Origin of the sequence: Flavobacterium sp. UBA7663 (assembly GCF_002483315.1) — a bacterium.
Taxonomy (GTDB): domain Bacteria; phylum Bacteroidota; class Bacteroidia; order Flavobacteriales; family Flavobacteriaceae; genus Flavobacterium.
In genome coordinates, this window is sequence record NZ_DLHR01000020.1 from 25,578 (window position 1) to 50,107 (window position 24,530).

25 protein-coding genes are annotated in these 24,530 nt (G+C 32.1%); 14 read left to right on the forward strand and 11 right to left on the reverse strand.

Going from position 1 to position 24,530, the window contains the following annotated elements:
• Nucleotides 1-55: 55 nt before the first annotated feature.
• Nucleotides 56-1,591 (forward strand): YifB family Mg chelatase-like AAA ATPase, encoded by a 1,536-nt coding sequence (locus B2741_RS09230; RefSeq protein ID WP_291137976.1) that lies wholly within the window; start codon nucleotides 56-58, stop codon nucleotides 1,589-1,591.
• Nucleotides 1,592-1,644: 53 nt separating this feature from the next.
• Here the strand turns inward: B2741_RS09230 and B2741_RS09235 are convergent, their stop codons facing one another.
• From B2741_RS09235 to panB, 7 genes are all read right to left on the reverse strand, one after another.
• On the reverse strand, nucleotides 1,645-2,061 hold the full coding sequence (locus B2741_RS09235; protein WP_291137978.1) for a DUF2452 domain-containing protein: 417 nt from the start codon (nucleotides 2,059-2,061) through the stop codon (nucleotides 1,645-1,647).
• A gap of 2 nt (nucleotides 2,062-2,063) precedes the next feature.
• On the reverse strand, nucleotides 2,064-2,354 hold the full coding sequence (locus B2741_RS09240) for a TIGR03643 family protein (RefSeq protein WP_133606464.1): 291 nt from the start codon (nucleotides 2,352-2,354) through the stop codon (nucleotides 2,064-2,066).
• Nucleotides 2,355-2,426: 72 nt separating this feature from the next.
• On the reverse strand, nucleotides 2,427-2,834 hold the full coding sequence (locus B2741_RS09245) for an SET domain-containing protein-lysine N-methyltransferase (RefSeq protein ID WP_291137981.1): 408 nt from the start codon (nucleotides 2,832-2,834) through the stop codon (nucleotides 2,427-2,429).
• 5 nt (nucleotides 2,835-2,839) lie between these two features.
• A complete protein-coding gene (gene ypfJ, locus B2741_RS09250; RefSeq protein ID WP_291137983.1) occupies nucleotides 2,840-3,694 on the reverse strand; it encodes a KPN_02809 family neutral zinc metallopeptidase in 855 nt (284 codons plus the stop codon).
• 21 nt (nucleotides 3,695-3,715) lie between these two features.
• Nucleotides 3,716-5,068 carry a hypothetical protein gene (locus tag B2741_RS09255; RefSeq protein ID WP_291137985.1) on the reverse strand — a complete coding sequence of 451 codons (1,353 nt, stop codon included), beginning with the start codon at nucleotides 5,066-5,068 and terminating at the stop codon, nucleotides 3,716-3,718.
• Between the two features lie 13 nt (nucleotides 5,069-5,081).
• Nucleotides 5,082-5,777 (reverse strand): RluA family pseudouridine synthase, encoded by a 696-nt coding sequence (locus tag B2741_RS09260; protein WP_291137988.1) that lies wholly within the window; start codon nucleotides 5,775-5,777, stop codon nucleotides 5,082-5,084.
• 2 nt (nucleotides 5,778-5,779) lie between these two features.
• On the reverse strand, nucleotides 5,780-6,598 hold the full coding sequence (gene panB / locus B2741_RS09265; RefSeq protein ID WP_290820179.1) for a 3-methyl-2-oxobutanoate hydroxymethyltransferase: 819 nt from the start codon (nucleotides 6,596-6,598) through the stop codon (nucleotides 5,780-5,782).
• A 132-nt stretch (nucleotides 6,599-6,730) separates the two neighbouring features.
• On the opposite strand from panB, the gene nhaD reads away from it, so the two are divergent.
• From nhaD to B2741_RS09300, 7 genes are all read left to right on the forward strand, one after another.
• Nucleotides 6,731-8,017 (forward strand): sodium:proton antiporter NhaD, encoded by a 1,287-nt coding sequence (gene nhaD, locus B2741_RS09270; RefSeq protein WP_291137992.1) that lies wholly within the window; start codon nucleotides 6,731-6,733, stop codon nucleotides 8,015-8,017.
• A gap of 15 nt (nucleotides 8,018-8,032) precedes the next feature.
• Nucleotides 8,033-8,473 carry a nuclear transport factor 2 family protein gene (locus B2741_RS09275; RefSeq protein WP_291137995.1) on the forward strand — a complete coding sequence of 147 codons (441 nt, stop codon included), beginning with the start codon at nucleotides 8,033-8,035 and terminating at the stop codon, nucleotides 8,471-8,473.
• 90 nt (nucleotides 8,474-8,563) lie between these two features.
• Nucleotides 8,564-9,634 (forward strand): sensor histidine kinase, encoded by a 1,071-nt coding sequence (locus B2741_RS09280; protein ID WP_291137998.1) that lies wholly within the window; start codon nucleotides 8,564-8,566, stop codon nucleotides 9,632-9,634.
• Nucleotides 9,627-10,310: a response regulator gene (locus tag B2741_RS09285; protein ID WP_291138001.1), complete on the forward strand. Its 684-nt coding sequence runs from the start codon at nucleotides 9,627-9,629 to the stop codon at nucleotides 10,308-10,310. Before B2741_RS09280 ends, B2741_RS09285 begins: the two co-directional genes overlap by 8 nt.
• 12 nt (nucleotides 10,311-10,322) lie before the next feature.
• Nucleotides 10,323-10,583: a hypothetical protein gene (locus tag B2741_RS09290; protein WP_291138004.1), complete on the forward strand. Its 261-nt coding sequence runs from the start codon at nucleotides 10,323-10,325 to the stop codon at nucleotides 10,581-10,583.
• Between the two features lie 2 nt (nucleotides 10,584-10,585).
• Nucleotides 10,586-11,938 (forward strand): TrkH family potassium uptake protein, encoded by a 1,353-nt coding sequence (locus tag B2741_RS09295; RefSeq protein WP_291138007.1) that lies wholly within the window; start codon nucleotides 10,586-10,588, stop codon nucleotides 11,936-11,938.
• Nucleotides 11,916-12,965, forward strand: a complete 1,050-nt coding sequence (locus tag B2741_RS09300) for a porin (protein ID WP_291138010.1) — start codon at nucleotides 11,916-11,918, stop codon at nucleotides 12,963-12,965. The genes B2741_RS09295 and B2741_RS09300 overlap by 23 nt, the downstream gene beginning before the upstream one ends.
• Here B2741_RS09300 and B2741_RS09305 read toward each other — a convergent pair.
• From B2741_RS09305 to B2741_RS09315, 3 genes are read right to left on the reverse strand one after another with little or no spacing between them, the layout of a single operon-like run.
• Nucleotides 12,937-13,320 (reverse strand): DUF2809 domain-containing protein, encoded by a 384-nt coding sequence (locus B2741_RS09305; protein WP_291138013.1) that lies wholly within the window; start codon nucleotides 13,318-13,320, stop codon nucleotides 12,937-12,939. The two genes, B2741_RS09300 and B2741_RS09305, sit on opposite strands and share 29 nt — an antisense overlap.
• A gap of 5 nt (nucleotides 13,321-13,325) precedes the next feature.
• Nucleotides 13,326-14,531, reverse strand: a complete 1,206-nt coding sequence (locus B2741_RS09310; RefSeq protein WP_291138016.1) for an SH3 domain-containing protein — start codon at nucleotides 14,529-14,531, stop codon at nucleotides 13,326-13,328.
• A gap of 3 nt (nucleotides 14,532-14,534) precedes the next feature.
• The gene (locus tag B2741_RS09315) at nucleotides 14,535-15,950 is read right to left on the reverse strand and encodes an L-serine ammonia-lyase (RefSeq protein ID WP_291138019.1); all 1,416 of its coding nucleotides are present in this window, start codon (nucleotides 15,948-15,950) and stop codon (nucleotides 14,535-14,537) included.
• 148 nt (nucleotides 15,951-16,098) lie between these two features.
• On the opposite strand from B2741_RS09315, the gene B2741_RS09320 reads away from it, so the two are divergent.
• From B2741_RS09320 to B2741_RS09330, 3 genes are all read left to right on the forward strand, one after another.
• Entirely contained in the window at nucleotides 16,099-17,007 is a 909-nt protein-coding gene (locus B2741_RS09320) for an EamA family transporter (RefSeq protein WP_291138022.1), read from the forward strand.
• Nucleotides 17,008-17,142: 135 nt separating this feature from the next.
• A complete protein-coding gene (gene dnaK / locus B2741_RS09325; RefSeq protein ID WP_291138025.1) occupies nucleotides 17,143-19,026 on the forward strand; it encodes a molecular chaperone DnaK in 1,884 nt (627 codons plus the stop codon).
• Nucleotides 19,027-19,141: 115 nt separating this feature from the next.
• A complete protein-coding gene (locus B2741_RS09330; RefSeq protein WP_291138028.1) occupies nucleotides 19,142-19,771 on the forward strand; it encodes a hypothetical protein in 630 nt (209 codons plus the stop codon).
• 64 nt (nucleotides 19,772-19,835) lie between these two features.
• On the opposite strand, the gene B2741_RS09335 is transcribed toward B2741_RS09330, so the two are convergent.
• On the reverse strand, nucleotides 19,836-22,316 hold the full coding sequence (locus tag B2741_RS09335) for a zinc-dependent metalloprotease (RefSeq protein ID WP_291138031.1): 2,481 nt from the start codon (nucleotides 22,314-22,316) through the stop codon (nucleotides 19,836-19,838).
• Between the two features lie 243 nt (nucleotides 22,317-22,559).
• On the opposite strand from B2741_RS09335, the gene B2741_RS09340 reads away from it, so the two are divergent.
• The 3 genes from B2741_RS09340 to B2741_RS09350 all read left to right on the forward strand — a co-directional run bounded on the left by B2741_RS09340 (nucleotide 22,560) and on the right by B2741_RS09350 (nucleotide 24,490).
• The gene (locus B2741_RS09340) at nucleotides 22,560-23,510 is read left to right on the forward strand and encodes an NAD(P)H-dependent flavin oxidoreductase (RefSeq protein ID WP_291138034.1); all 951 of its coding nucleotides are present in this window, start codon (nucleotides 22,560-22,562) and stop codon (nucleotides 23,508-23,510) included.
• Nucleotides 23,511-23,546: 36 nt separating this feature from the next.
• Nucleotides 23,547-23,936, forward strand: coding sequence for a hypothetical protein (locus B2741_RS09345; protein WP_291138036.1), 390 nt, complete (start codon nucleotides 23,547-23,549; stop codon nucleotides 23,934-23,936).
• A gap of 83 nt (nucleotides 23,937-24,019) precedes the next feature.
• Nucleotides 24,020-24,490: a hypothetical protein gene (locus B2741_RS09350; RefSeq protein WP_291138038.1), complete on the forward strand. Its 471-nt coding sequence runs from the start codon at nucleotides 24,020-24,022 to the stop codon at nucleotides 24,488-24,490.
• Nucleotides 24,491-24,530: the final 40 nt, after the last annotated feature.

A 24,530-nucleotide genomic window follows, 5' to 3' on the forward strand; every position in this document is an offset into this window, starting at 1 on the left:
TTTCAAAAACTTTTTTATATTTGCAACTATATAAGCCATTTAAATAGTATAAGCCATGTTAGTAAAAGTATTCGGAAGCGCCGTTTTTGGCGTTGAAGCGACTACCATTACGGTAGAAGTAAACATCGATAAAGGAATAGGATATCACTTAGTTGGTTTGCCTGATTCCGCTATAAAAGAGAGCAGTTATCGTATAGCTGCTGCACTAAAAAACAACGGGTACCAACTTCCCGGAAAAAAAATCACCATCAACATGGCTCCGGCCGATTTACGTAAAGAAGGTTCTGCCTATGACCTTACTTTGGCTGTTGGTATTTTAGCCGCTTCTTCCCAAATTAAATCAGAAGATATCCACAATTATGTCATTATGGGTGAATTATCGCTCGATGGTGGATTACAACCCATAAAAGGAGCTTTATCAATTGCGATTAAAGCCAAAGAAGAAGGTTTTAAAGGATTGATTTTACCCTTTCAAAATGTAAAAGAAGCTGCAATTGTTGACGGACTTGATGTTTACGGTGTTGAAAATGTATTACAAGTCATTAATTTCTTTGAAGGAAAATCAGATTTGATTCCCACTACAATAGATACCAAAGAAGAATTCAATAAAACGTTAGATTTTCCAGAACATGATTTTTCCGATGTCAAAGGTCAAGAAGGAATTAAACGTTGTATGGAAATTGCTGCAGCTGGCGGACATAATATCATTTTAATTGGTCCTCCAGGTTCAGGAAAAACAATGTTAGCCAAACGTTTGCCTAGTATTTTACCTCCAATGACGATGCGTGAAGCTTTAGAAACCACCAAAATTCATTCAGTAGCTGGAAAGACCAAAGATGTAGGTTTGATGGCACAACGTCCTTTTAGAAGTCCGCATCATACTGCGAGTTCGGTTTCTTTAGTTGGAGGTGGAAGTTATCCACAACCGGGCGAGATTTCATTGGCACACAACGGTGTTTTGTTTTTAGACGAATTGCCTGAATTTAAGCGAGAAGTTTTAGAAGTCATGCGTCAGCCATTAGAAGATAGGGAAGTGACTATTTCAAGAGCGAAATTTACAATAACATATCCATCTTCGTTTATGTTGGTGGCAAGCATGAATCCAAGTCCAGGAGGTTATTTTAATGATCCGAATGCGCCTGTAAGTTCATCTCCAATGGAAATGCAACGGTATTTAAGTAAGATTTCGGGACCTTTATTGGATAGAATTGATATTCATATTGAAGTCACACCGGTTCCGTTTGAAAAACTAACTGAAACCCGAAAAGCAGAAAGCAGTGTTGCAATTAGAGAAAGAGTGACCAAAGCAAGAGAAATTCAATCACAGCGATTTGAAAACTATGAATACATTCATTACAATGCGCAAATGAGTAGTAAACTAATACGCGAATTTTGTGTTTTGGATGAAGTTTCCTTACAATTGCTAAAAACAGCTATGGAACGATTGAATTTGTCTGCAAGAGCGTATGATAGAATTTTAAAAGTTTCAAGAACTATTGCTGATTTAGAGAATTCGGAGTCTATTCAATCGCATCATATTGCAGAAGCAATTCAGTATCGCAGTTTGGATAGGGAAGGGTGGTTAGGCTAGTTAAAAAAGTAATTATTGAATTCTTCTAGAAGTAATTAGAAGAATTCAATAATTTAAAAGATATCTTGTTTGGAATCGATATGAATCCATTTTTTGTTGCTATTCAGTTTAAAGGAACCAATGTGTTCTTTATTCCAGAAATCTGGGTGAATTAAAGAAAGAAAATTTGAACCGTCTTTTGCTAAGTACAAATGATATGTTTCGCCTATTATAGGTTCAAATGAATATTTAGCATTGTATAAAATTTCATTCCATTCATATTCTTGCATTAATTTTTCATATTCGGTTTTAAGTTCATTAAACTTGCTTTCGAATTCTCTATTAACATTTCGAATACCAATATTTTTCCAATCAACAACGTTATCCATTTTTATTGCTGGCGCACCTACACTTGTAGGATAAGCGAGTACATTTGCATTGTATCCATTTTCTTCAGAAAAAACTACATTATCAGGAATTTTGCTTTTCATTTTTATCTTTTAGAAATTTTATTGTTAGTTATGGCTCTTTGAAGTTTGCACTTGAATCTATCAATGCCTTCAACTCGTTTGGCTAAATGTTTCGTTTTGCAATTTTCAACTCTTTTTCTCCATAGTTTATAGCTACTGAATTTGAGTTCTTTTTTCATTAACGCTTTTACATCAGCCTCATTTAAAGAAAACTGAAATTTTATTGCATCAAATGGTGTTCTGTCTTCCCAAGCCATTTCAATAATTCTATCAATTTCAATATCAGTGAAGTCTTTTTTGCACGAAACATTCATTTTGTTTAAAATTTAATTAAAAAAGTTAAACAAAATTACAAAAAAAATAGTTTAAAAGGGAATAGATTTAGATTATTTATGTTTTTTCCAATATTTTACACCATAGCTACAAAAAATCTCTTGTTGGGATTTGATTTTCTTTGTAGCTACGATGCAAACTTTATCATCATCGTCTAATGTAATTTTGGAATTATTTTTAAATTCTAATTTGGAGAAAGCTTCGGCATCATTAGCATATTTAGCAAAACAATCTACATTCATAGAATCCAATATGGAACCGTCTAACATGTTAATAAAATAGCGGTCATTACCTTCTGAAACTCTTTTTTGAGCCTCATTATCGGTTAAAATTTCTCCTTTAAAAATGGAAATAATTTCATTAGGATAAATGTCAATTGCTGTATATAAACCTTTTCCAGCATTTGTTATTTGTGAATCTTGAATGTACAAATAATCAGATTCTGGGGCTTCAATTTTCAAAATAGTTATAGTTCTTCTGCAAAAGTATCGCCTAATCGAATATCGCCCGATTTAAAGCCTTTCATAAACCATTTCATACGTTGTTCAGATGAACCGTGAGTAAATGAATCAGGAACAACATGCCCTTGCATTTTACTTTGAATGGCATCATCGCCTACAGCATGTGCGGCACTTAGCGCTTCTTCAATGTCACCTTCTTCTAAATATTTTTGGTTGTAATGTGCCCATAATCCACCATAAAAATCGGCTTGAAGTTCTAAGCATACTGAAAGTTTATTAGCTTCGGCTTCGCTTTTAGTTTGTTGTAATTTTCTAACTTTTCCCGATGTTCCTAAAATAGTTTGTACGTGGTGACCCACTTCGTGAGCAATTACATAAGCTATAGCAAAATCGCCACCTTTTGCACCAAAACGGGTACGAAGTTCTTCAAAAAAGGCTAAATCCATGTATACTTTTTTATCACCAGGGCAATAAAACGGACCTGAAGCTGAACTTGCTCCACCACAAGCTGTTTCTACTGAACCAGTAAACAATACCATTTTAGGTTGTTCGTAAGTTCCAAGGTTATTTTCTTCGAATATTTTGGTCCAAATATCTTCTGTATCGGCAAAAACGGTTGAAACGAATTCTCCCATTTCCTTTTCTTCAGGAGTAAGTTCTCTTTGTTCAACTTGTTCTGTTTGTTGAGCGCCTTGACTTTGTTGAATGGTATCAACAAATGGTGCTGCTTCAGGGAAAAACATTTTTACAAGAAAAAAAACAATTGCGATAGCTCCACCACCAGCAATTACTTTTCCACCGCCCGACATTCCTCTTCTGTCTTCTACGTTGTCACTTTGACGTCTACCTCTCCATTTCATATGAAATATTTTTTAAAATTATTAAAATCCGAAACGAACTCCTAAATATAAATCGGCTTGTTTTCCGCTATCGGCTAAAGCTGTAAATACACTGTTTGATCCTATAAAAAATCCAGATAATCTAAATCCAATACCGCTAGTAAATCCTGAAATTTCATTTGCTGCAAGAGGGGCATAAGCTTCAAACCATTTTGTGGTAAATCTTGGAATTAAAGTATAGGAATTTTGAGTAGTGATAACGTCGCTTTCACTGTCGTCACTTACTTTTTGATTGATGCTTCCTGTTACAAACCATTTTTTGGTTAATCGAACATCGGCATAAGCGTTAATTACTGTTGGTAATTTTACTGTGTAATCTGCTGTGCTTGATGTTGATTGAAAATAAGCCGCGTTTGCTGGGTCATTTAAGATTGCTTCAATTTCAGATAAACTTTCGGCATTTTCAAATTGATTTAAATCTAAACTTTCAAAATTATCCACATTTAAAATGTAGTTTTTGCTTAAGTTATTATCCGATTTGAAAGTCATTGAACCCATATTTTTAATTGAAAGACCTGCATTTAATCGGTAACTATTTGTATCATTTTCATCTTTCCAACGATAATTAACTGCAATATCTGTTGCAAATCCGTTAATTCCTTGAGAGAAAAATTCGTTATAGTTGCCTTGGTCGTTATAATCATCCGCTAAAACACCAGCATAAGCAATGTTTATGTTAGCAGAAGCATCAACTAAAGAAATATCTCCAAAATTATTTACGATAGTACCATTTAGATTGTCTGCTGAAAAGTTAGCATAAGCACCTGGAAATAGTAAACGTAAATTAGCACCAACATTCAATTTATGTTTAGGTAAATCGATTAAGTTTCTTGCAATTGTAAATCCAAGTTCTCCCCAAGTAGTTGCATTTAATCTTTGATTATCGTTTGAAGAAATCATTGTTTGAGAAAAAATATTACTTAATTCGCCATTCTGAATAGCATCTCCTAATTTTGAATCTACATTGATCGCATTAGCTTTTATGTTAGCTATTGAAGTAATTCCGAAACCCCATTTTTGATATTTAAAGGCAAAAGAAGGACCAAGAATTTGTGCATCTAGCCTTAAATTAACTGCTTCATCGCCTTCAAAAATTTTATCTTCTAAGTTATCTCCGCTAACTAAATCGCTAAAGGTTAGTTTGTTATTTGCCATTCCCAAAGAAAAATTGAAAATATTCGCTTCAAATTTAGTATTCATATTAACTAATTCAGCGGGATTGTTATTAGCATTCAACAAACCACCTCTTTTAGAGGTAGAAATTCCACTAAAATGTTCTTGGGAATAGGAGGAAAAAGCCGTAATTAAAGCAAGAGAAAGAATTAAATTTTTCATAGATTTTAAATAATTAGAGTGAATTCCAAATACTATCTTTTGGTGTTGTTGCATTAAAAGTAATAATTTCTTTTGAAACAGGGTGCGTTAGTGTTAATTTTCTAGCATGTAAATGAATACCACCATCTGTATTGCTTCTATCAAAACCATATTTTAAATCGCCTTTTATTGGACAACCGATGGCTTGTAATTGTGCTCTAATTTGATGATGTCTTCCCGTGTGTAAATCAATTTTCAATACAAAATAATTATCTAATTTCTTGATGATTTGATAACTTAAACTTGCTTTTTTGCTTTCGGGAACTTCTTTTAAATGTGCTTTTGATGTATTGTTTTTCGTATTTCTTTTTAAAAAATGAACTAAAGTATCTTTTTCTTTGGGAGGACAATTTTTCACTACTGCCCAGTACGTTTTTTGTGTTTCTCTATTTTTAAAAGTTTCATTTAAACGAGTAAGTGCTTTTGAAGTTTTTGCAAAAACAACAATTCCAGTGGTAGGCCTGTCTAAACGATGAACAACTCCTAAAAAAACATCTCCAGGTTTGTTGTATTTTTCTTTGATGTATTCTTTAACCACATCCGAAAGTGGTTTATCTCCGGTTTTATCACCTTGAACAATATCGCCAACACGTTTATTAATGACAATTATGTGATTGTCTTCGTGGAGGATTTGAAGATTATTTTTTGTAGAAATTTCTTTAGTAGACACAATTAATATTGTTCGTTTGCATTTGGGAAATCTTTCGATTTTACATCGGTAACATATTGTCCGATTGCTTTTGTCATTTGATCGTATAAATCTAAATAACGACGTAAGAATCTAGGGCTAAACTCGTTATTCATTCCTAACATGTCGTGAATTACCAAAACTTGTCCGTCAACGCCACCACCAGCACCAATTCCAATTACAGGAATTGAGATACTTTTTGCCACTTTTTCTGCCAACGCAGCAGGAATTTTTTCTAAAACTAAGGCAAAACAACCTAATTTCTCAAGCATTTTTGCATCTTCCAACAACTTTTCGGCTTCAGCATCTTCTTTTGCTCTAACCGTATATGTTCCAAATTTATAAATAGATTGTGGTGTTAAACCCAAATGCCCCATAACAGGAATTCCAGCGTTTAATATTTTTTTTATAGAATCTTTAATTTCGCTTCCACCTTCTAATTTTACTGCATGTCCGCCACTTTCTTTCATAATTCTGATAGATGAACGCAAAGCTTCTTTAGAGTCGGATTGATAGCTCCCGAAAGGTAAATCAACTACAACCAAAGCTCTTTCGCATGCGCGTACAACACTTGATGCGTGATATATCATTTGGTCAAGTGTAATAGGAAGTGTAGTCTCATGTCCCGCCATAACATTACTTGCTGAATCACCAACTAAAATGACATCAACACCAGCAGAATCTACAATTTTTGCCATTGTAAAATCATAAGAAGTTAACATAGAGATTTTTTCTCCATTTTCTTTCATTTCAATTAGTGTTTTTGTTGTGATTCTTTTGTAATCTTTCTTCGCTACTGACATGTTTTTATAGTATTTGAAACACAAAGGTAATAAATGTTATATTCTTTTTACGGCACTTGAAAAATATTTATCAAATATTAAATTTATGTTAAATTATTGCAGTAATTTAGTGCCGTTTTAAAAAATAGAAAAATGATACCAATATTACTTTTTGTTGCTATTCTCGGTTATTTATCAGTTATTTTAGAGTCTCCTATCCGAATAAATAAGACAATTACTGCTTTACTTACTGGAACTATTTGTTGGGTGGTTATTGCTTTATATAGTCACGATGATCAACATTTGGTAACTGAAAAGTTAATGGAATATTTTGGTGAAATTTCTGGCTTACTTATTTTTTTAATGGGTGCTATGACCATTGTTGAATTGATTGATATTCACAAAGGATTTACCGTAATTACAAGTAGAATTAGAACTACTTCTGTCTTAAAACTACTTTGGATAGTTGCTTTTATAACTTTTATTCTTTCTGCTTTATTAGACAATTTAGCTACAGCCATTATTATGGTGACGCTTTTAAGAAAGTTAATGCCAAAAGGTGAAATTAGAATGATATTAACTGGAATTGTAGTTATTGCAGCTAATGCGGGAGGTGCTTTTAGTCCGATTGGGGACGTTACCACAACTTTATTATGGATAGGTGGTCAAGTAAGTTCTTTTGGAATTGTAAAAGCCTTGATTTTACCTTCTATTATGGTTTTATTAGTTCCTGTAATTATCGCTAGTTTTAGAATGAAAGGTTTTGCGGTTTTGCGTGCTCAAGTTTCAATGGCCCAAGTGCGTCAGGAAGAAAAAATGAGAGGAAGTATGAGTGTTTTTATTGCAGGTGTAATAGGTTTAGTAATGGTTCCTGTTATTAAGACCTTAACGGGATTACCACCTTTTATAGGTGTTCTAATCTCATTATCTATGGTTTCATTAGTCTCTATCATGTACCATAGGAAAAAGACACAAGAGGAAAAAGATAAATTCTCAGTGGCATATGCGTTAACCAAAGTAGACATTAGTTCAATACTTTATTTCATGGGAATTTTGTTAATGGTTTTTGCCTTGCAAGAAGTGGGAGTTTTGAAAGAAATGGCTAACATTTTAATCACAAACTTGCCAAATACAGATTCCATGATTATTACCATAGGTGTTTTATCATCAATTGTAGATAACGGAAGTTTAGTAGCTGCTACACAAGGAATGTTCTCATTAGCGGATTATCCAATGGATCATTCTTTATGGGAATTTATAGCTTTATGCGCTGGAACGGGAGGAAGTATGTTAGTTATTGGTTCGGCGGCAGGTATTGCTGTTATGGAAAAGGAAAAAATTACTTTTATGTGGTATTTGAAAAAAATTACTCCACTAGCTGTAGCAGGTTACATTGCCGGAATTGTAACTTATTTAGTTCAGGTGCTACTAATGCATTAACCAAATAATTTTGCAATGAAAAAACTACTTATTATAGCAACTGTTTTAGCATCAAATTTAATTTTTGCGCAAGAAAAGTCGCCAAAGGCAATTGTAGAAGATTTTTTTATTGCATTTCATGCAAAAGATACTGTTGCATTAAGGGAATTATGTCATCCAGAAATTGTATTGCGAACTGTTGCTAATACTAAAGAAGGTAATAAACTAAAAGATGAAAATTTTGATGATTTTTTAAATTCTATTGCAACTATTCCAGCCAATCTAAAAATATTTGAAAAACTTATCGATTATAAAGTAGAAATTGATGGTAATTTAGCCCATGTTTGGACACCATATGAGTTTTATGTAAATGATAAACTAAGTCACATTGGCGCAAACGCATTTACCTTGTATAACGACAACGGAAAATGGCAAATTATCCATCTAATTGATACCAGAAGAAAAAAATCTTTATAAAATCTTTATACTTATTAGCATTTCTTTTATACGCTATTTATAAAACCCAACTTATCTTTGCCAAGTAATTCAATGGTAAAGTTTTAAAGCGTGTTTAGTAGAACATCAAATCCTAACAATCAATATATTTTCAGCATAATATTAGTAGTGCTGATTTCCCTTGTTTGCTTTGCTTTTAAAGATATTATTGGCTACAAAGTTATTGCCTTTATTCTTTTGGTTACTGTTTCTTTCGTAGCTATGTTTTACAGAATTGTTCCTACATTAATAGCGGCAGTTTTGAGTGCTTTAATTTGGAATTTCTTTTTTATCAAACCGTATTTTACGTTTCATATCGGAAATACAGAAGATAAATTTATGTTCTTTATGTATTTTGTAATTGCTTTAATTAATGCTGTTTTAACCTTTAAAATCAGACAAATTGAACGAATTGCGAATGAAAAAGAGTCAAAATTAAAATCAATAAAACTCTACAACACCCTTTTAGATAGTTTATCTCACGAATTAAAAACGCCTATTTCTGCCATTATTGGTTCAACCGATGCGCTTCAAAGCAATGCAATTATGACCGAAAATCAGAAAGAAAAACTACTAGAAGAAATTTCAATTGCTTCGCTACGACTAAATAATCAAGTTGAAAATTTATTGAATATGTCGCGATTAGAATCGGGTGTTATTGTGGCAAAAATGGATTGGGTTGATGTGAATGAAATTGTTTATGAAGTAATTAGAGCTCTGAAAATTAAATCGTACACACAAAAAATAGTTGTCAATGTTCCTGAAAATCTACCGCTTTTTAAATTGGATTACGGCTTAACAGAGCATGTTATTTACAATTTATTGAACAATGCCATAATTTATACGCCTGAAAAAAGCACTATAGCAATCAATTTATCATATTCAGAAAACACATTGCAAATTATAATTTTAGATGAAGGAAAAGGTTTTCCAGAAGATGAAATTGCCTTTGTTTTTGATAAATTTTACCGACTTAAAAATTCGAGACCAGGTGGTTCAGGTTTGGGATTATCTATTGTAAAAGGTTTCGTTGAAGCGCAAAACGGAACTGTAACTTTAGAAAATAGAGTAGAAGGTGGAGCAAAATTTGTAATCAAAATTAAAACCGAAGTTTCAAAATTTAATCCGATAGAAAATGAATAAGCGCCAAATTTTAGTCATTGATGACGAATCGCAAATCAGAAAACTTTTAGAAATTACTTTAAGTACAAATGATTTTGATGTAAAATTGGCCGAAAATGGATTAGAAGGGATTCGTTTTGCAGCCACTTTTCAACCCGATTTGATTATGCTTGACTTGGGTTTACCCGATGTTGACGGACAAAAAGTATTGCAACAATTGCGCGAATGGTATTTGAATCCCATCATGATTTTATCGGTAAAAAGTGAAGAATCGGAAATTGTAAAAGCGTTAGATAATGGAGCTAATGATTATTTAATTAAACCATTTAGAACACAAGAATTATTAGCAAGAGTTCGTTCTCACATGAGAAATCACATCAAAGAAGCTTCGGAACCAGTTATTAGTTCATCTAATTTTTCGATTGATTTGATAACCCGAATCGTAAAAGTGAATAAAGAAGAAGTCAAATTAACTCAAACAGAGTTTAATTTGTTAGCCATTTTGGCAAAAAACGAAGGAAAAGTATTAACACATCAATACTTATTAAAGGAAATTTGGGGAAAAAGCTATAGCGATCAAACCCAATATCTACGAGTGTTTGTAGCACAATTAAGAAAAAAAATTGAGAAAGATGCCAATCATCCGGAAATGATTCTCACCGAAAGCGGAATTGGTTATCGATTTATTCTGACATAAAAATCATTACATATGGAAAATTCAGACAGCAACACAGCTAATGTGCCAAGCAACAGCGATAGTTTGTCTTTAAATAACGCAATTCGACCTCCACAATCTAACTCAAATTCTGATTATTGGCTTCGAGAATTTATCAAAATTAATCAATGCCCACAACGAGAAGACGCCTTAGAAAATCAGCTCAACGATTTGAGTTTAGTAGCCGAAAAGCTTGGATTAGTTCATGCTTCGCACTTTATTAAAAACTATTATAAATTTAAAATTGAAAAATAATAATGCCTAAAACTTTATTTCAAACCGTAAGACGCGAATACTTAAAATTTCATTTGCGATTAAATCCCCAACAAAGTTTATTTTTTGGATTTTTCATGTACATGGTCTTGGGGTGGATTTTTCTATCCGTACCATTTTCTCAGAAAATTCCAACAGATTTCATTGATACACTTTTTACATCCACATCAGCACTTTCTACTACAGGATTAGCAACGGTGAGTACGTTTGATAATTATACCTTTTTTGGACAATTCATAATTCTAACATTGATTCAAATTGGTGGAATTGGCTACATGACCTTAACGACTTATATTTTACTTTCTACCACAAAACAGATTACCCATTGGCATAAAAAAATCTTGCATAACGAATTTACTATGCCAAAAGAATTCAAAATTCAGGATTTCTTAAAATCAGTTATTGTATTCACGTTTACCATCGAAATTATTGGAGCTATTTTGTTTTATTTTGCTTTTAGACCTATTCATTCAGATACTTTTTTTACAATTTGGACTAGTGTTTTCCATAGTGTTTCTTCTTTTTGTACCGCTGGATTTAGTTTATACAATACTAGTTTTGAAGCTTATGCAACCAATACTTTTTTAAATGGAATTGTACTCTTTTTAACAATTTCTGGAGGATTAGGGTTTATTGTGGTAACTGATATTTGGTATTATTTTTCAAAAAAATCGAATTCCATTTCGTTTACTACAAAAATGATTACTTTATCGTTCTTTGGCGTTTTGTTTATTGCAACTGCAATTACTTTTTTTGGAGAGAGTACCATACAACATTATCCCGTTTTTGAACGATTAGAAATTGCCGCTTTTCAAACAGTTAACGCAATATCAACAGCGGGTTACAATTCTATTCCACTAAGTAATTTGAATTTAGGAGTTTTATTAACCATTATTTTCTTAATGTATGTTGGAGCAGCGCCTTCAAGTACCGGTGGTGGTATGAAAATTACAACTTTAACAGCTGTAATTGCTATTGTAAAGAGCAAAGTAAGAAATCAAGCAAAAGTGACTTATTTAGGTAAAAAAATTCCAGCTGACCGACTAGAAATGGCAGTTTCGACCTTTATTTTTTATACAGCAATTTTATTTTTTAGTGTATTTTTGTTAAGTTTTACTGAAAATCAATCGTTAGAAAAGTTACTATTTGAAGCTACTTCAGCTATTGGAACAGTTGGTTTGAGTATGGGAATTACCGGAAGTTTATCGGTTTGGGGAAAAATAATTTTAATTAGCATCATGTTTATTGGAAGGGTAGGCGTTATTACTTTTGGATTAGCCATTTTAGCTAAAAAACAACATAAAAAAATTGACAATGAAACAGATTTGGCTGTATAGTATAGTGCTTTTATCCTTTTTAGGAAACGCTCAAGAAAAAGATTCTTTAAAAATAAAAGTTTCTGGTTTTTTAGAAACGTATTATGCATACGATTTTAGTAATCCAACTACAGATGCTAAACTGCCATTTATGTATAATTACAATAGACATAATGAGTTTAATGTGAACAATGGTTTGATTCGTGCGCAATTACAATACGGAAATGCTTATGTATCAATTGCGGTTCATGCAGGAACGTATGTAGATGATAATTACGCTTCGGAAGATATAAAATTAGTGAGCGAAGCTTATGTAGGAATGTACTTGAATGACAATAAAAAATCATCCATAGAAGTTGGAATCATGCCAAGTTACATCGGATTTGAATCGGCAACAACGGCTACTAATTTGACATTAACGCGTTCTATTTTAGCTGAAAATTCGCCTTACTTCATGACAGGAATCAAATACAATTATAAACCAAATGAAAAATGGAGTTTTTCGGGATTGGTAACTAATGGTTGGCAACGCATCAACAAACCTGACAAAACCGTTGCACCAGCTTTTGGAACTCAAATTGTGTATAAACCTTCAGAAAAAACTACATTAAATTGGAGTACTTTTATTGGAAAAGAATTTTATGGTACCGAATTAGGAATGCGTTATTTTAGTAATTTGTATTGGGATAACACTTGGAATTCAAAATGGCGTACCATTTTAGGATTTGATTTTGGCATTCAAGATAGTTCTTCTTTAAATGATAAACATTTATATTGGATGAGTCCCGTTTTGATTACACAATATTCGATTAATTCCAAATGGCAAACTGCGGTTAGAGTAGAATATTATCAAGATGAAGATAATGTAATTGTTGCTACTTCAGATGCGTTTAAAACCTCAGGAGCTTCCATAAATTTTGATTATTTACCCAATTCAAAAGTAAAATTAAGAACCGAAGCCCGTTATTTCGATTCAAAAGAAACAATTTTCTTTGATAATAAATCAAATAATTTTTTTGTTACAACGAGTTTAAGTTTTGAGTTTTAATGCATTTCCAATCGATCAAGAAAGCCACCAAAGTTCCAATTACATAGCAAAGTAAATCCAACCAAATAAAACCTTGACCCAATATATAATGACCTAAAGTAGTTTTTCGAATGGCAATTAACCAATCAATTTGAACCAATTGTAAAATTTCGATACTAAAACAAAAAAGCAAGCTTAGTAAGAATGTTTTGTGTGTTTTTAAATGAATAAAAAGGAATCGCATTCCAAAATAAATCAAGACTGCATACAAAACATCTCCTATAAATAAAGGAATGTCAGTGATTTTTCGAGATAATATCCCTAAAATTAATGTTATAAAAAGCGCTGAAAAATAATGTAATCTATTGTTTTTCAATATATTTAACAATAATAATTTATTTCGATTGAATACAAAACACCATCTTTAAAATAAATAGAATAAAAACCTGAATCAAAAGGGATATTATAAAAATGAGGATTTTTAAAGCTATATTCTAAATATTGACCATACTTCAAAATAAAATCTTTTTCAGAAATTTGTTGGCTAAATATTGAGCGGGCATCAAAATAAAATTTAGTATTAGGTTTAAAAAAGATTTCTACCAATTCAGCTTTGTTATTTTCTTGATCTATACTAATAATAAAATCTGAATAATGATATAAAACATTAGATAAATATACACCACACTCATCTTCAACATTCTCAATTTTTGATGGTTTGCCAAATTTTTTAAGCAAATCTGTAAATGAAATCTCGGTATTGTCAAATTTAAAACCATTGATTTCAAAATAGGATGATTGTATTTTTTCTTGGAGTAGTTTAAAGTTTAAATCTATATGCAATCCTATATTTTTAGCAATTAAGATATTAAACTCTGTATCCTTAATTAATTTTTCATCATTTAATTGTTTAGCAACCTCTAAGTATCGTTCTAAAGCTGGTAATTCATTGATATCACCACTGTTCCATGTTAATTCTACTAAACGTTCTCCAATGGTTTTTCGTTCTGCAATATTTGATTTAGGTAATTGATCAAACTGAGTTAATAAATCTTCATAAACTGGTCTTTTTCCCAAAAATTTTGCTAATACAAATTTTGCCGCATTTGATTCAAATCCATATCCAATATTAACCCATTCTTCTTTATTTACAGGAAAATAACTAACCGAAACCGCATCACCATTAGTAAGAATTTCTTTAACAGAAGACATTTTATCAGGTTTACTTCTAGCTTTTAAACCAGCTACGGTAACAAATAAGTGATTGCCACCATAATAAGCATCACCACCTTTAATTATTGGGTTAGAAGGATCTTCAATAATTTTATCGTTTCCATTCATTGTAGTTCGAACCAACTCTTTTTTTACAAAACCAATGGTAAAATTATCGGATTGCACTTTGAGCCAACCATTTTTCAAATCTTCAATAATTTTTACTTCAGCGCCATATCTAAAATGGCCATAAAATTTACTTTCTGTAGAAGGTTTTTCAAATAATTTGGTATCATTAATAATCCAATATCTGTCTTGAGCAATTGAAAAGACATTCGTAAATAGAAATAAATAGATAAAAATTAATTTTCTCATAAATTAACAATCCGACATATTTACGGCTACAGCCAAACCACCTTCAGAAGTTTCTTTATATTTGGAATTCATATCTTTTGCGGTTTGCCACATCGTATGTATTACTTTGTCTAATGGCACTTTTGCATTTAAAGCATCGGTTTCTAAGGCTAATTCGGCTGCATTGATGGCTTTTATCGCACCCATCGTATTTCTTTCAATACACGGAATTTGTACCAAACCACCAATCGGATCACAAGTTAATCCTAAGTGATGTTCCATTGCAATTTCAGCTGCCATAGCAACCTGAGCTGGAGTTCCGCCCATTAATTCACATAATGCAGCTGCTGCCATAGCGCTCGAAACACCAATTTCAGCCTGACAACCGCCCATAGCTGCTGAAATAGTAGCCCCTTTTTTGAAGATAGAACCAATTTCGCCCGCTACCATTAAAAATTGTTTGATTTCTTTTTCGCCCGCTTCATGATTTTCGATTACCAAATAATACATCAAAACTGCAGGAATAACTCCCGCACTTCCATTAGTTGGAGCGGTAACTACACGACCTAACGAAGCGTTTACTTCATTTACTGCCAATGCAAAACAACTTACCCATTTTAAAATCTGACGGAATTTAACTTCGGTTTGTCTGATGATTTGCAACCACGAATATGGGTCTTCATAAGGTAAAACCCCAATCAAGTTTTTGTGCATGTCATAAGCTCTTCGTCGCACATTTAAGCCACCTGGAAGAATTCCTTCTGAGTGACAACCAATGTACATACATTCTAGCATCGTATCCCAAATACGAAGTAATTCGTTGTGAATTTCTTCTTCGCTTCGCATGGTTTTCTCGTTTTCGTATACGATTTCCGATATTTTTTTATTTTCGGCAGCACAAAAAGCTAATAATTCATCTGCTTTTTCAACTGGAAATGGGAAAGTATGTAAAATTTCTTCCTTATGATGGTCTTCTTTTTCTTTTACAACAAATCCACCACCTATAGAATAATAGGTTTCGGAATAAGTTTCAGTATCAGTTTTGGCAGTAAAAGTTAATCCGTTGGCATGAAAAGGTAAAAAGTTTCTGTTGAAAACAATATCGGTTTCAAAACAAAACGGAATGATAATTTCATTCCCTAAGAAAATTTCTTTCTTGTTTTTGATAGCCGAAATAATTACATCAATACTTTCCACAGGAATATATTCAGGATCAGCACCACTTAAACCAAGCATTACCGCTAAATCTGTTGCATGACCTTTTCCAGTTAATGATAAAGAACCATACAAATCTACTTTGACACCAATTACGGTATCAATTAGGTTGCGTTCGCGCAATTCTTTTAAAAATTGTTCGGCAGCACGCCATGGTCCAAGGGTGTGAGAACTCGAAGGTCCAACACCAATCTTTAACATATCAAAAACGGATATACATTCCATAAACATTTCTTTAGTATAGCAAAGATAGTCTTTAAAATTGAAATTATACAACACGTAAAAATGTTCGATTGTTATAAATTAAACGAATTAATAACATAAAATTGGGATTTTATTTCCTTCTTTTTTAGTTCTTTTGCAAAAAAAAAGAATGCCTGTAAATAAATATTTTTTATCTGCTTTATCTGCCTTTATCATTTGGGGATTTTTTAGTTTGGCTTTAAAACCTTTAACAAATTATGCTTCACTAGATATTTTATTCTTCCGAGTTTTTATTGCTACGGCTTTCTTATTGGGAATTAATTTAATGTTTAGAAAATCAGTTGTTGTTGAAGCAAAGAAAACGTTCAAAGAACTTTCCAATAAAAAACAAAAATCAGCAGTAATCATGACGATTGTTGGCGGACTTCTATTAGTATTAAATTGGTTTTTGTTTATCTATGCGGTAAATCACGTTAGCTTGCAATCGGCTTCATTTGCTTATATTATTTGTCCAATATTAACCACTGTTTTAGCTTTTATATTATTGAAAGAAAGAATCGATTTATGGCAATGGATTGCCGTTGGGTTATGTGTAATTAGTTGTGTGATATTATCTTATGGGAATTTTAAAGATTTGATTTATAGTGTGATAATCGCATTAAGTTTTGGATTGTATTTGGTTTCCCAAAGAAAGAATAGTGATTTTGACAAATTTTTGATATTAACCATTCAAATGGTGATAGCTTCTGTTATGTTGTTGCCGTTTTATCCAAGTTTTGGAGGTGCTGTTCCAACTGAGTTTCTGTTTTATTTACTACTTTTAATTATTGTGGTTGTCTTTACCATTATTCCATTGTTCCTGAATTTATATGCTTTAAAAGGATTAAATTCCTCAACTGTTGGGATTTTGATGTATACCAATCCCTTGATTCATTTCTTTTTAGCTATTTTCTATTTTAAAGAATCGGTTTCTGTAGCCCAAATCGTTTCCTATTCTTTGATTTTGATTTCTATCTTGGTTTTCAACATGGCTAATTTTAGAAATTTAAGTCAGAATAGAATAAAAAAAACAGCATAAAACGACATTTTGTCAGTTTAAAAAACCTGACAAAAGCTGTTTTCTGTCAAATTTCTGTATTTTTCGTTATGGCACAATCATTGAATTAGAGTCATCGAGTTTAAAATTGAAATTTAAAATCTAACAAGTATAAAAATGAGCAAAATTATTGGAATCGACTTAGGAACAACCAACTCATGTGTGGCTGTAATGGAAGGTGGAGAGCCTGTTGTAATTGCAAACGCAGAAGGAAAAAGAACAACACCATCTGTTATTGCATTTGTAGAAGGTGGAGAAATTAAAGTTGGAGATCCGGCAAAAAGACAAGCAGTAACTAACCCAACAAAAACGATTGCTTCTGTAAAACGTTTTATGGGTAACAAGTATACTGAAAGTGCAAAAGAAGCTTCAACAGTAGCTTACAAAGTGGTTAAAGGAGACAATGATACACCACGTGTTGATATCGATGGTCGTTTATACACACCACAAGAATTGTCTGCAATGACACTTCAAAAAATGAAAAAAACAGCTGAAGATTATTTAGGTCATTCCGTTTCTGAAGCAGTTATTACTGTTCCAGCTTACTTTAACGATGCACAACGTCAGGCTACAAAAGAAGCAGGTGAAATTGCTGGTTTAAAAGTAATGCGTATCATCAATGAGCCTACAGCAGCAGCTTTAGCTTATGGATTAGACAAACAAGGAAAAGACCAAAAAATCGCAGTTTACGATTTAGGTGGAGGTACTTTTGATATTTCTATCTTAGAATTAGGAGACGGAGTTTTCGAAGTATTATCTACAAATGGAGATACTCACTTAGGTGGAGATGATTTTGACCAAGTAATTATCGATTGGTTAGCTAACGATTTCAATGCTGCTGAAGGTGTTGATTTACGTAAAGACCCAATGGCATTACAACGTTTAAAAGAAGCAGCTGAAAAAGCTAAAATTGAATTATCAGCTTCTGCTCAAACAGAAATCAACTTGCCATACGTAACAGCTACGGCTTCTGGACCAAAACACTTAGTTCAAACATTAACAAGAGCTAAATTCGAACAATTAGCTGAAACTTTAGTAAAACGTTCTATGGAACCAGTTGCTAAAGCGTTAAAAGATGCTGGTTTATCAGTTTCTGATATTGATGAAGTTATCTTAGTAGGAGGTTCAACTCGTATCCCAGTTATCCAAGAACAAGTAGAGAAATTCTTCAATAAAAAACCATCAAAAGGAGTAAATCCTGATGAAGTTGTAGCAATTGGAGCTGCAATTCAAGGTGGAGTTTTAACTGGTGAAGTAAAAGACGTATTATTATTAGACGTTACACCACTTTCATTAGGTATTGAAACTATGGGAAGTGTTATGACAAAATTAATTGAGTCTAACACAACTATTCCAACAAGAAAATCTCAAGTTTTCTCAACAGCAGCAGATAACCAACCATCGGTAGAAATCCACGTTTTACAAGGAGAAAGACCAATGGCAAATGATAACAAAACAATTGGTCGTTTCCATTTAGATGGTATTCCACCAGCACCAAGAGGAGTTCCTCAAATTGAAGTAACTTTCGATATTGATGCGAATGGTATCATTAAAGTTTCTGCTACTGATAAAGGAACAGGAAAATCACATGATATTCGTATTGAAGCTTCTTCAGGATTAACTCCAGAAGAAATCGAAAGAATGAAAAAAGATGCTGAAATGAATGCAGAAGCAGACAAATTAGCTAAAGAAAGAGTAGAAAAAATTAATGAAGCTGATTCGATGATTTTCCAAACAGAAAGTCAATTAAAAGAAATTGGTGATAAATTAACTGCTGAACACAAAACTGCTATTGAATATGCTTTAACTGAGTTAAAAATGGCTCATGAAAATCAAGATTTAGAAGCTATTCAAAAAGGTTTAGACAACGTAAATGCAGCTTGGAAAACAGCTACAGAAGAAATGTACAAATCACAAGAGCAAGGAGCTTCTCAAGCTGAGCCACAAGCGGCTGCTTCAGGAGACCAAACGCAAGATGTAGATTTCGAAGAAGTGAAATAATTTTCAAATCGAAAATAATTTTAAAACCGAATCAGAGATGATTCGGTTTTTTTATTTAACAGTGGTTCGTTTTAATTTTTTTGTATATTGGCAACCTAATTAACAACCTACTATTATGAAAAAACTATTTTTACTTCTTATTTTACTAATATCAACAATTGGATTCGCTCAAAAAGGAAAAACAAAAGCAAAACCAGCAGCCGCAAAAAATGTTGTTTTAACAAAAGTAGATAACATTTCTGCCGAAGTTGTTTCTGAAAAATCTGGAAAGAGAGTTGTTCTTTTTGTAAAGAATGAAGACAAAGTTGATACATTAGAAGTAAAAAAACTTGAAAAAACTGATTTTAAACCAACAGGTTTTGTTGTAAAAAGTTTTTCAACTCAAGGGAAAAAGTTTTATCATGTAAACTGGAAAGAAGAAATTAAAATTGATACTAAATTAAAAAAGGAAAATGGAGTAGTTACAGAAGACCAACTTTGGGATACTGAAACCAAGACACTTTTACTAGGGAACACTCATAAATCTTCTCATATAAAAGAGACTATTTTTTTAGATGCTAACAAAACCGCTTCACACGATGTTGAAAAGAATAGAAGTGAAGGTTTTGAATTTACTTTAAACGCTGATGGTAGTTTTGTTTTGAAAACAAAAACTCAAAACAGTACTTATGTTTACAATACGGCATCTAGTAAATATGAAATTAAAGGAGCTCCAAAATCTTCTGGAGGGAAAAAGAAAAAGTAATTAATTTAGGATATAAAAAAAGGGATGACAATTAAGTCATCCCTTTTTGTTTCAAAACAATTGATTATTTAGGTTTCATTGCGTTTTCAATTCTTGCAACTAAATCGTTTAGGTGAAATTTCGTTAAACGATCAGAAGAAACCGCAGCTGCAGCTCTTAACTGATTTTTCAATTCATTTAATTGACCACGAGCAATAGAAGGAATATCAGTGTCGGCTAAAACTATTCTGCGTCCACCGAAAGTAGCCACATTAGTTTTTTCGCTTGACATTGTTTCTATCAATTTAGAAACAAACAGCTTTTGCAAGTTTCTTCTGTAAATATCAATAGGTGCGTTAGTTCTTATTTCTGAGAAAATGCCTCTTCTTAAATCGCTCATTAATTCGTCTACTGAATAATTTGCTTTATTTTGAGATGAAGTTTCTAATAAACGAACTAATCTATCTCCAGCTAATAAACTTGACAAAGTTCCGTCTTGGATTGATTTGATGGCTTCAACTCCATTTTCAGGTCTAATTTTAGATAAAACATTTTGATCTAATAACCACATTGGAGTTTTAAACAATTGGTTGTTCAAGAAAGCAACTGCTTCATTTTGAATAGCTGAAGGAACCACTTCGTATTTATTTCCTTCCATGTCATATGTTTTTGGCGTTTCATAAATACCACCAACATTTTTCGTAACATGTCCCATATAACGTCTATATTGTCCTGTTAAAGAATTATATAAACCGTTTAATTCATCATAATCTTCACCGTTTTCTTTACTCCATTCGATTAAATTAGGTAAAATTCTTTTTAAGTTTTTAATTCCATAATCTGAAGCTTTCATAGCATTATCACCTAAATCTTCTGTTTGGTATCTTGGATCATAAGGATTCGTCTCGGTACCAAACCACAAACGACGATTTTTGTAGGCTTCTTTAGTCATTTCGTTCAATAATGCTTTTTCAGCATCTTCGTCTTTAGCATCTTTGAAATACGAATAACCCCATTTGATGGCCCATTTATCATAATCACCAATTCTTGGGAATAGGTCAGTAACACCGTCTTCTGGTTGAGCCACATAATTAAAACGAGCATAATCCATAATTGATGACGTATGTCCGTTTTTCTTTTGAAACTCTGGATTTCTCAACATTTCAACTGGAGTAGCAAAACTTGCTCCCATATTGTGACGAAGACCAAGTGTATGTCCCACTTCATGAGCAGCCACAAAACGAATCAATTCGCCCATTAACTTATCATCAAACTTTTTGTTTCTAGCTTGCGGGTCAACAGCTGCGGTTTGAATTAAATACCAATCACGTAATAAACTCATGATGTTGTGATACCATCCAATATGACTTTCCATGATTTCACCAGTTCTTGGATCATGAACGTTTGGTCCGTAAGCATTTTGAATTTCAGCAGCAAAATAGCGTAATACTGAAAAACGAGCATCTTCTAAACTCATTGTTGGGTCATTTTCTGGCCAATATTCGCCACGAATTGCATTTTTCCATCCAGCAAATTCAAAAGCTTCTTGCCAATCATCAATTCCTTGTTTAATGAAAGGTTTCCATTTGTCAGGAGTTGCTGGGTCTAAGTAATAAATAATTGGTTTTTTTGGTTCAATAAGTTCACCACGTTTTTGTTTTTCAGCATCTTCAGCATTTTTTGGTTCTAAACGCCATCTAACTGCAAAAATATCGGTATCTGCTTTTTGAGAATCTTCTTCAAACACATCGTATCCGTTCGCAAAATAACCAACTCTTTTGTCAAAAGAACGCTTACGCATTGGATTATCAGGAAGTAAAATAAATGAGGTATTTAATTCCATTGTAACTACACCTGCATCTAATCCTGCAGGTAAATCTACTCCAATTTTTGGTGTTGGAGTTCTTGATATTTGAGGAGCAACAGTAGTAAACGTTTTAGTTGTTCTAATTTCGGTATTAATTGGAAAACTCTTTATAAATTGAATGAAAGATTTGTCTTTCTGAAAAGCTTGAATGCTTAACATTTGTTTGTTAATTGAGTTTAACGAAAATGTTTGTAAATCAGAATCAAAAGCAGGTGCCATATCAATAACACTTGCAATATTTTCTTTTCCTGATTTATCTTTTTTGTAAGCTAAAATGTCATAAATTCCAATAATTGGGTCTGCGCTTGAATTTTTAACCGATTTTGTGATAGGTTTATCTTCATCTGGAGTCATAATTACATACGTAATAGAACGAAGAAGAATGGTATTGTTTTGACCTTTTTCAAAACGAACTACTTGACGATTGATTTCTTCACCACCAAATATTCCACCTCCAGCTGGAGTTTTAGAATATCTCGTAATAGTCATAATTTCTTTTCCGATTAATGAATCTGAAATTTCAAAAAGATATTTTTCACCTACCTTATGTACATCTATAAGTCCATCTTGCGTTACTGCGGTTGAATCTATTACTTTTTTATAAGGTTTTGGCTCTTTTTTTGCATCTGGCTTTTTAGCATCCGATGCAACGGCTTCTGTTGTTGGTTTTTTTTTGTCTTTTTTCTTTTTCTGAGCCATTAGTTCTGTTGAAAAAGAAAATGTAATAAGACAACTAAGAAGGGTTAGTTTTTTGATCATCTTTATTTTGATTAATAATTTCCCAAATTTATCTGAATCTTATCATTTCTCTTTTCGTATTAAGTTTTTATTAAGAATTTTAACATTTGTTATCACATTTTTAGTTCAAAACAATAAAATAATAATTTTTATATGCATGCATAATATTTTATTTTTCTTATATTTGAATTTAATTTTAAGATTATGGAAAAACAATCGTTGACTTCGCTTTTAAAAATTACGCATCCTGTAATTATGGCTCCTATGTTTTTGGTATCGAATACTAAAATGGTTATTGAAGGAATGAAAAGTGGCGTTGCAGGTTGTATTCCAGCATTGAATTATAGAACTTTAGAAGAATTAAAAGCTGCAATTCATGAATTAAAAGCTGCGAAAGTTCCTGGAGGAAGTTTTGGATTTAATTTGATTGTCAATAAATCTAATGTAAAATACAAAGAACAATTACGTATTTTATGTGAGGAAAAAGTTGATTTTATTCTAACTTCGTTAGGTTCGCCAGAAGAAACCATCAATGAAGCACATAAAGTTGGAATTAAGGTTTTTTGTGATGTGACAGATTTAGCTTTCGCCAAAAAAGTAGAAAGTTTAGGAGCTGATGCACTTGTAGCAGTAAACAACCAAGCTGGTGGTCATAGAGGGGATATTAGTCCCGAAGAACTTATAAAATCATTAAATGAAAATACTTCTCTACCTGTAATTTCTGCTGGTGGAGTAGGAAGTAAGGCCGATTTAGATAAAATGTTAAGTTATGGAGCTGTTGGTGTTTCTGTTGGAAGTCCGTTTATAGCTTCAGTTGAATCCGGAGTTTCTCAAGAATACAAGCAAGCGTGTGTCGATTATGGTGCGAAAGATATTGTAATGACAGAACGCATTTCTGGAACACCTTGTACCGTAATCAATACACCTTATGTTCAAAAAGTAGGAACTAAACAAACTTGGCTTGAAACGCTACTAAATAAAAGCAAGAGCTTGAAGAAATGGGTAAAAATGATTCGTTTTTACATAGGAATGAAAGCTACCGAAAAAGCAGCAACGCAAGTAACTTATAAAACCGTTTGGGTAGCTGGACCGAGTATTGAAAATACAAAGGCTATTTTACCTGTTTCCGAAATTGTATCTAAATTAGTTAAGTAGTTCATTTATAATTACATTTGCAAAAAAATAATTCAATTGAAAAAAGGCATTCATTATTTAGCTATCATTTTTACCGTTTTTGTATTCGGTTATTTGTTGTTGCATAGTAATGATACTTTTGCTGTTTCTCAATCTATAAAAACAGAAAGAGCTAAAGAACTTCCTTCACATTTTAATCAAGGAAAAAGCGATTTTAATCAAGAAGGAATACAAAAAGAATCAATTTCATTAAAAACGAATCAAAATTATTCGGGTTCAACTGAAATAGTTAGAAAACAAATTCCTTCGTTTTTATTACCAACTTCTTTTTTTCAATTGGAATTATTTAATAAAAATAGTTTCGAAGTTTTCTTTGTTAAAAAGAACCTTTTAAATCTGTTTTTAAACACTTCAAGGATTATTTTTCCGTTTCATTATTTTTGGTAAAATTTATTTTAAGTTTCGTTAACCCCTTGTAAATAGTATACTTGGGAAGTTTTATTATACACTTAATTTAAAATAAATTCAAAATGGATATTACCAACACTATTATAGGAATAGTATTTTTTTCGTTAATCATTATTCCAATTTTCATTATCAATAATAATGTTAGAAAAAGAAAAAATCAATTATTAAATACATTAAACGAATTATCGTCCGACAAAAACACTAAGTTTACAGATACCGATTTTTGGTCAAACAATTCGGGAATTGGATTAAAAGGCGATATGTTAGCTTTCTTTAGAAAAGGAGAAGATGCTCAAGTTAATGAAGTTGTTGATTTAAAAGAGGTAAAAAAATGTTCTTTGGTTCAATTTGATAAACACGGAAACGTTCCAAAAAACAACCATGAAATCAATAAATTAGCTTTGCATTTAACGTTGAGCAATCACAAAGAAATTAATTTAGTTTTCTTTCATGCTGACGCTCTAAATTTCATCATTGGAGAAGAATTTAGAATTGCTAAAAAATGGTTAGATATTATTACTAGTAAAATCTAAAAGTAAAAAAGCCTCATTTCTGAGGTTTTTTTTATGATTT

Excerpts from the sequence above, each read along its gene's own strand:
- B2741_RS09230 (WP_291137976.1), top strand. The coding sequence starts at position 56 with ATGTTAGTAAAAGTATTCGGAAGCGCCGTTTTTGGCGTTGAAGCGACT.
- B2741_RS09235 (WP_291137978.1), bottom strand. The coding sequence starts at position 2,061 with ATGAAAAGCAAAATTCCTGATAATGTAGTTTTTTCTGAAGAAAATGGA.
- B2741_RS09240 (WP_133606464.1), bottom strand. The coding sequence starts at position 2,354 with ATGAATGTTTCGTGCAAAAAAGACTTCACTGATATTGAAATTGATAGA.
- ypfJ (WP_291137983.1), bottom strand. The coding sequence starts at position 3,694 with ATGAAATGGAGAGGTAGACGTCAAAGTGACAACGTAGAAGACAGAAGA.
- B2741_RS09255 (WP_291137985.1), bottom strand. The coding sequence starts at position 5,068 with ATGAAAAATTTAATTCTTTCTCTTGCTTTAATTACGGCTTTTTCCTCC.
- panB (WP_290820179.1), bottom strand. The coding sequence starts at position 6,598 with ATGTCAGTAGCGAAGAAAGATTACAAAAGAATCACAACAAAAACACTA.
- nhaD (WP_291137992.1), top strand. The coding sequence starts at position 6,731 with ATGATACCAATATTACTTTTTGTTGCTATTCTCGGTTATTTATCAGTT.
- B2741_RS09275 (WP_291137995.1), top strand. The coding sequence starts at position 8,033 with ATGAAAAAACTACTTATTATAGCAACTGTTTTAGCATCAAATTTAATT.
- B2741_RS09285 (WP_291138001.1), top strand. The coding sequence starts at position 9,627 with ATGAATAAGCGCCAAATTTTAGTCATTGATGACGAATCGCAAATCAGA.
- B2741_RS09290 (WP_291138004.1), top strand. The coding sequence starts at position 10,323 with ATGGAAAATTCAGACAGCAACACAGCTAATGTGCCAAGCAACAGCGAT.
- B2741_RS09295 (WP_291138007.1), top strand. The coding sequence starts at position 10,586 with ATGCCTAAAACTTTATTTCAAACCGTAAGACGCGAATACTTAAAATTT.
- B2741_RS09300 (WP_291138010.1), top strand. The coding sequence starts at position 11,916 with ATGAAACAGATTTGGCTGTATAGTATAGTGCTTTTATCCTTTTTAGGA.
- B2741_RS09310 (WP_291138016.1), bottom strand. The coding sequence starts at position 14,531 with ATGAGAAAATTAATTTTTATCTATTTATTTCTATTTACGAATGTCTTT.
- B2741_RS09315 (WP_291138019.1), bottom strand. The coding sequence starts at position 15,950 with ATGGAATGTATATCCGTTTTTGATATGTTAAAGATTGGTGTTGGACCT.
- B2741_RS09320 (WP_291138022.1), top strand. The coding sequence starts at position 16,099 with ATGCCTGTAAATAAATATTTTTTATCTGCTTTATCTGCCTTTATCATT.
- dnaK (WP_291138025.1), top strand. The coding sequence starts at position 17,143 with ATGAGCAAAATTATTGGAATCGACTTAGGAACAACCAACTCATGTGTG.
- B2741_RS09330 (WP_291138028.1), top strand. The coding sequence starts at position 19,142 with ATGAAAAAACTATTTTTACTTCTTATTTTACTAATATCAACAATTGGA.
- B2741_RS09335 (WP_291138031.1), bottom strand. The coding sequence starts at position 22,316 with ATGGCTCAGAAAAAGAAAAAAGACAAAAAAAAACCAACAACAGAAGCC.
- B2741_RS09340 (WP_291138034.1), top strand. The coding sequence starts at position 22,560 with ATGGAAAAACAATCGTTGACTTCGCTTTTAAAAATTACGCATCCTGTA.
- B2741_RS09350 (WP_291138038.1), top strand. The coding sequence starts at position 24,020 with ATGGATATTACCAACACTATTATAGGAATAGTATTTTTTTCGTTAATC.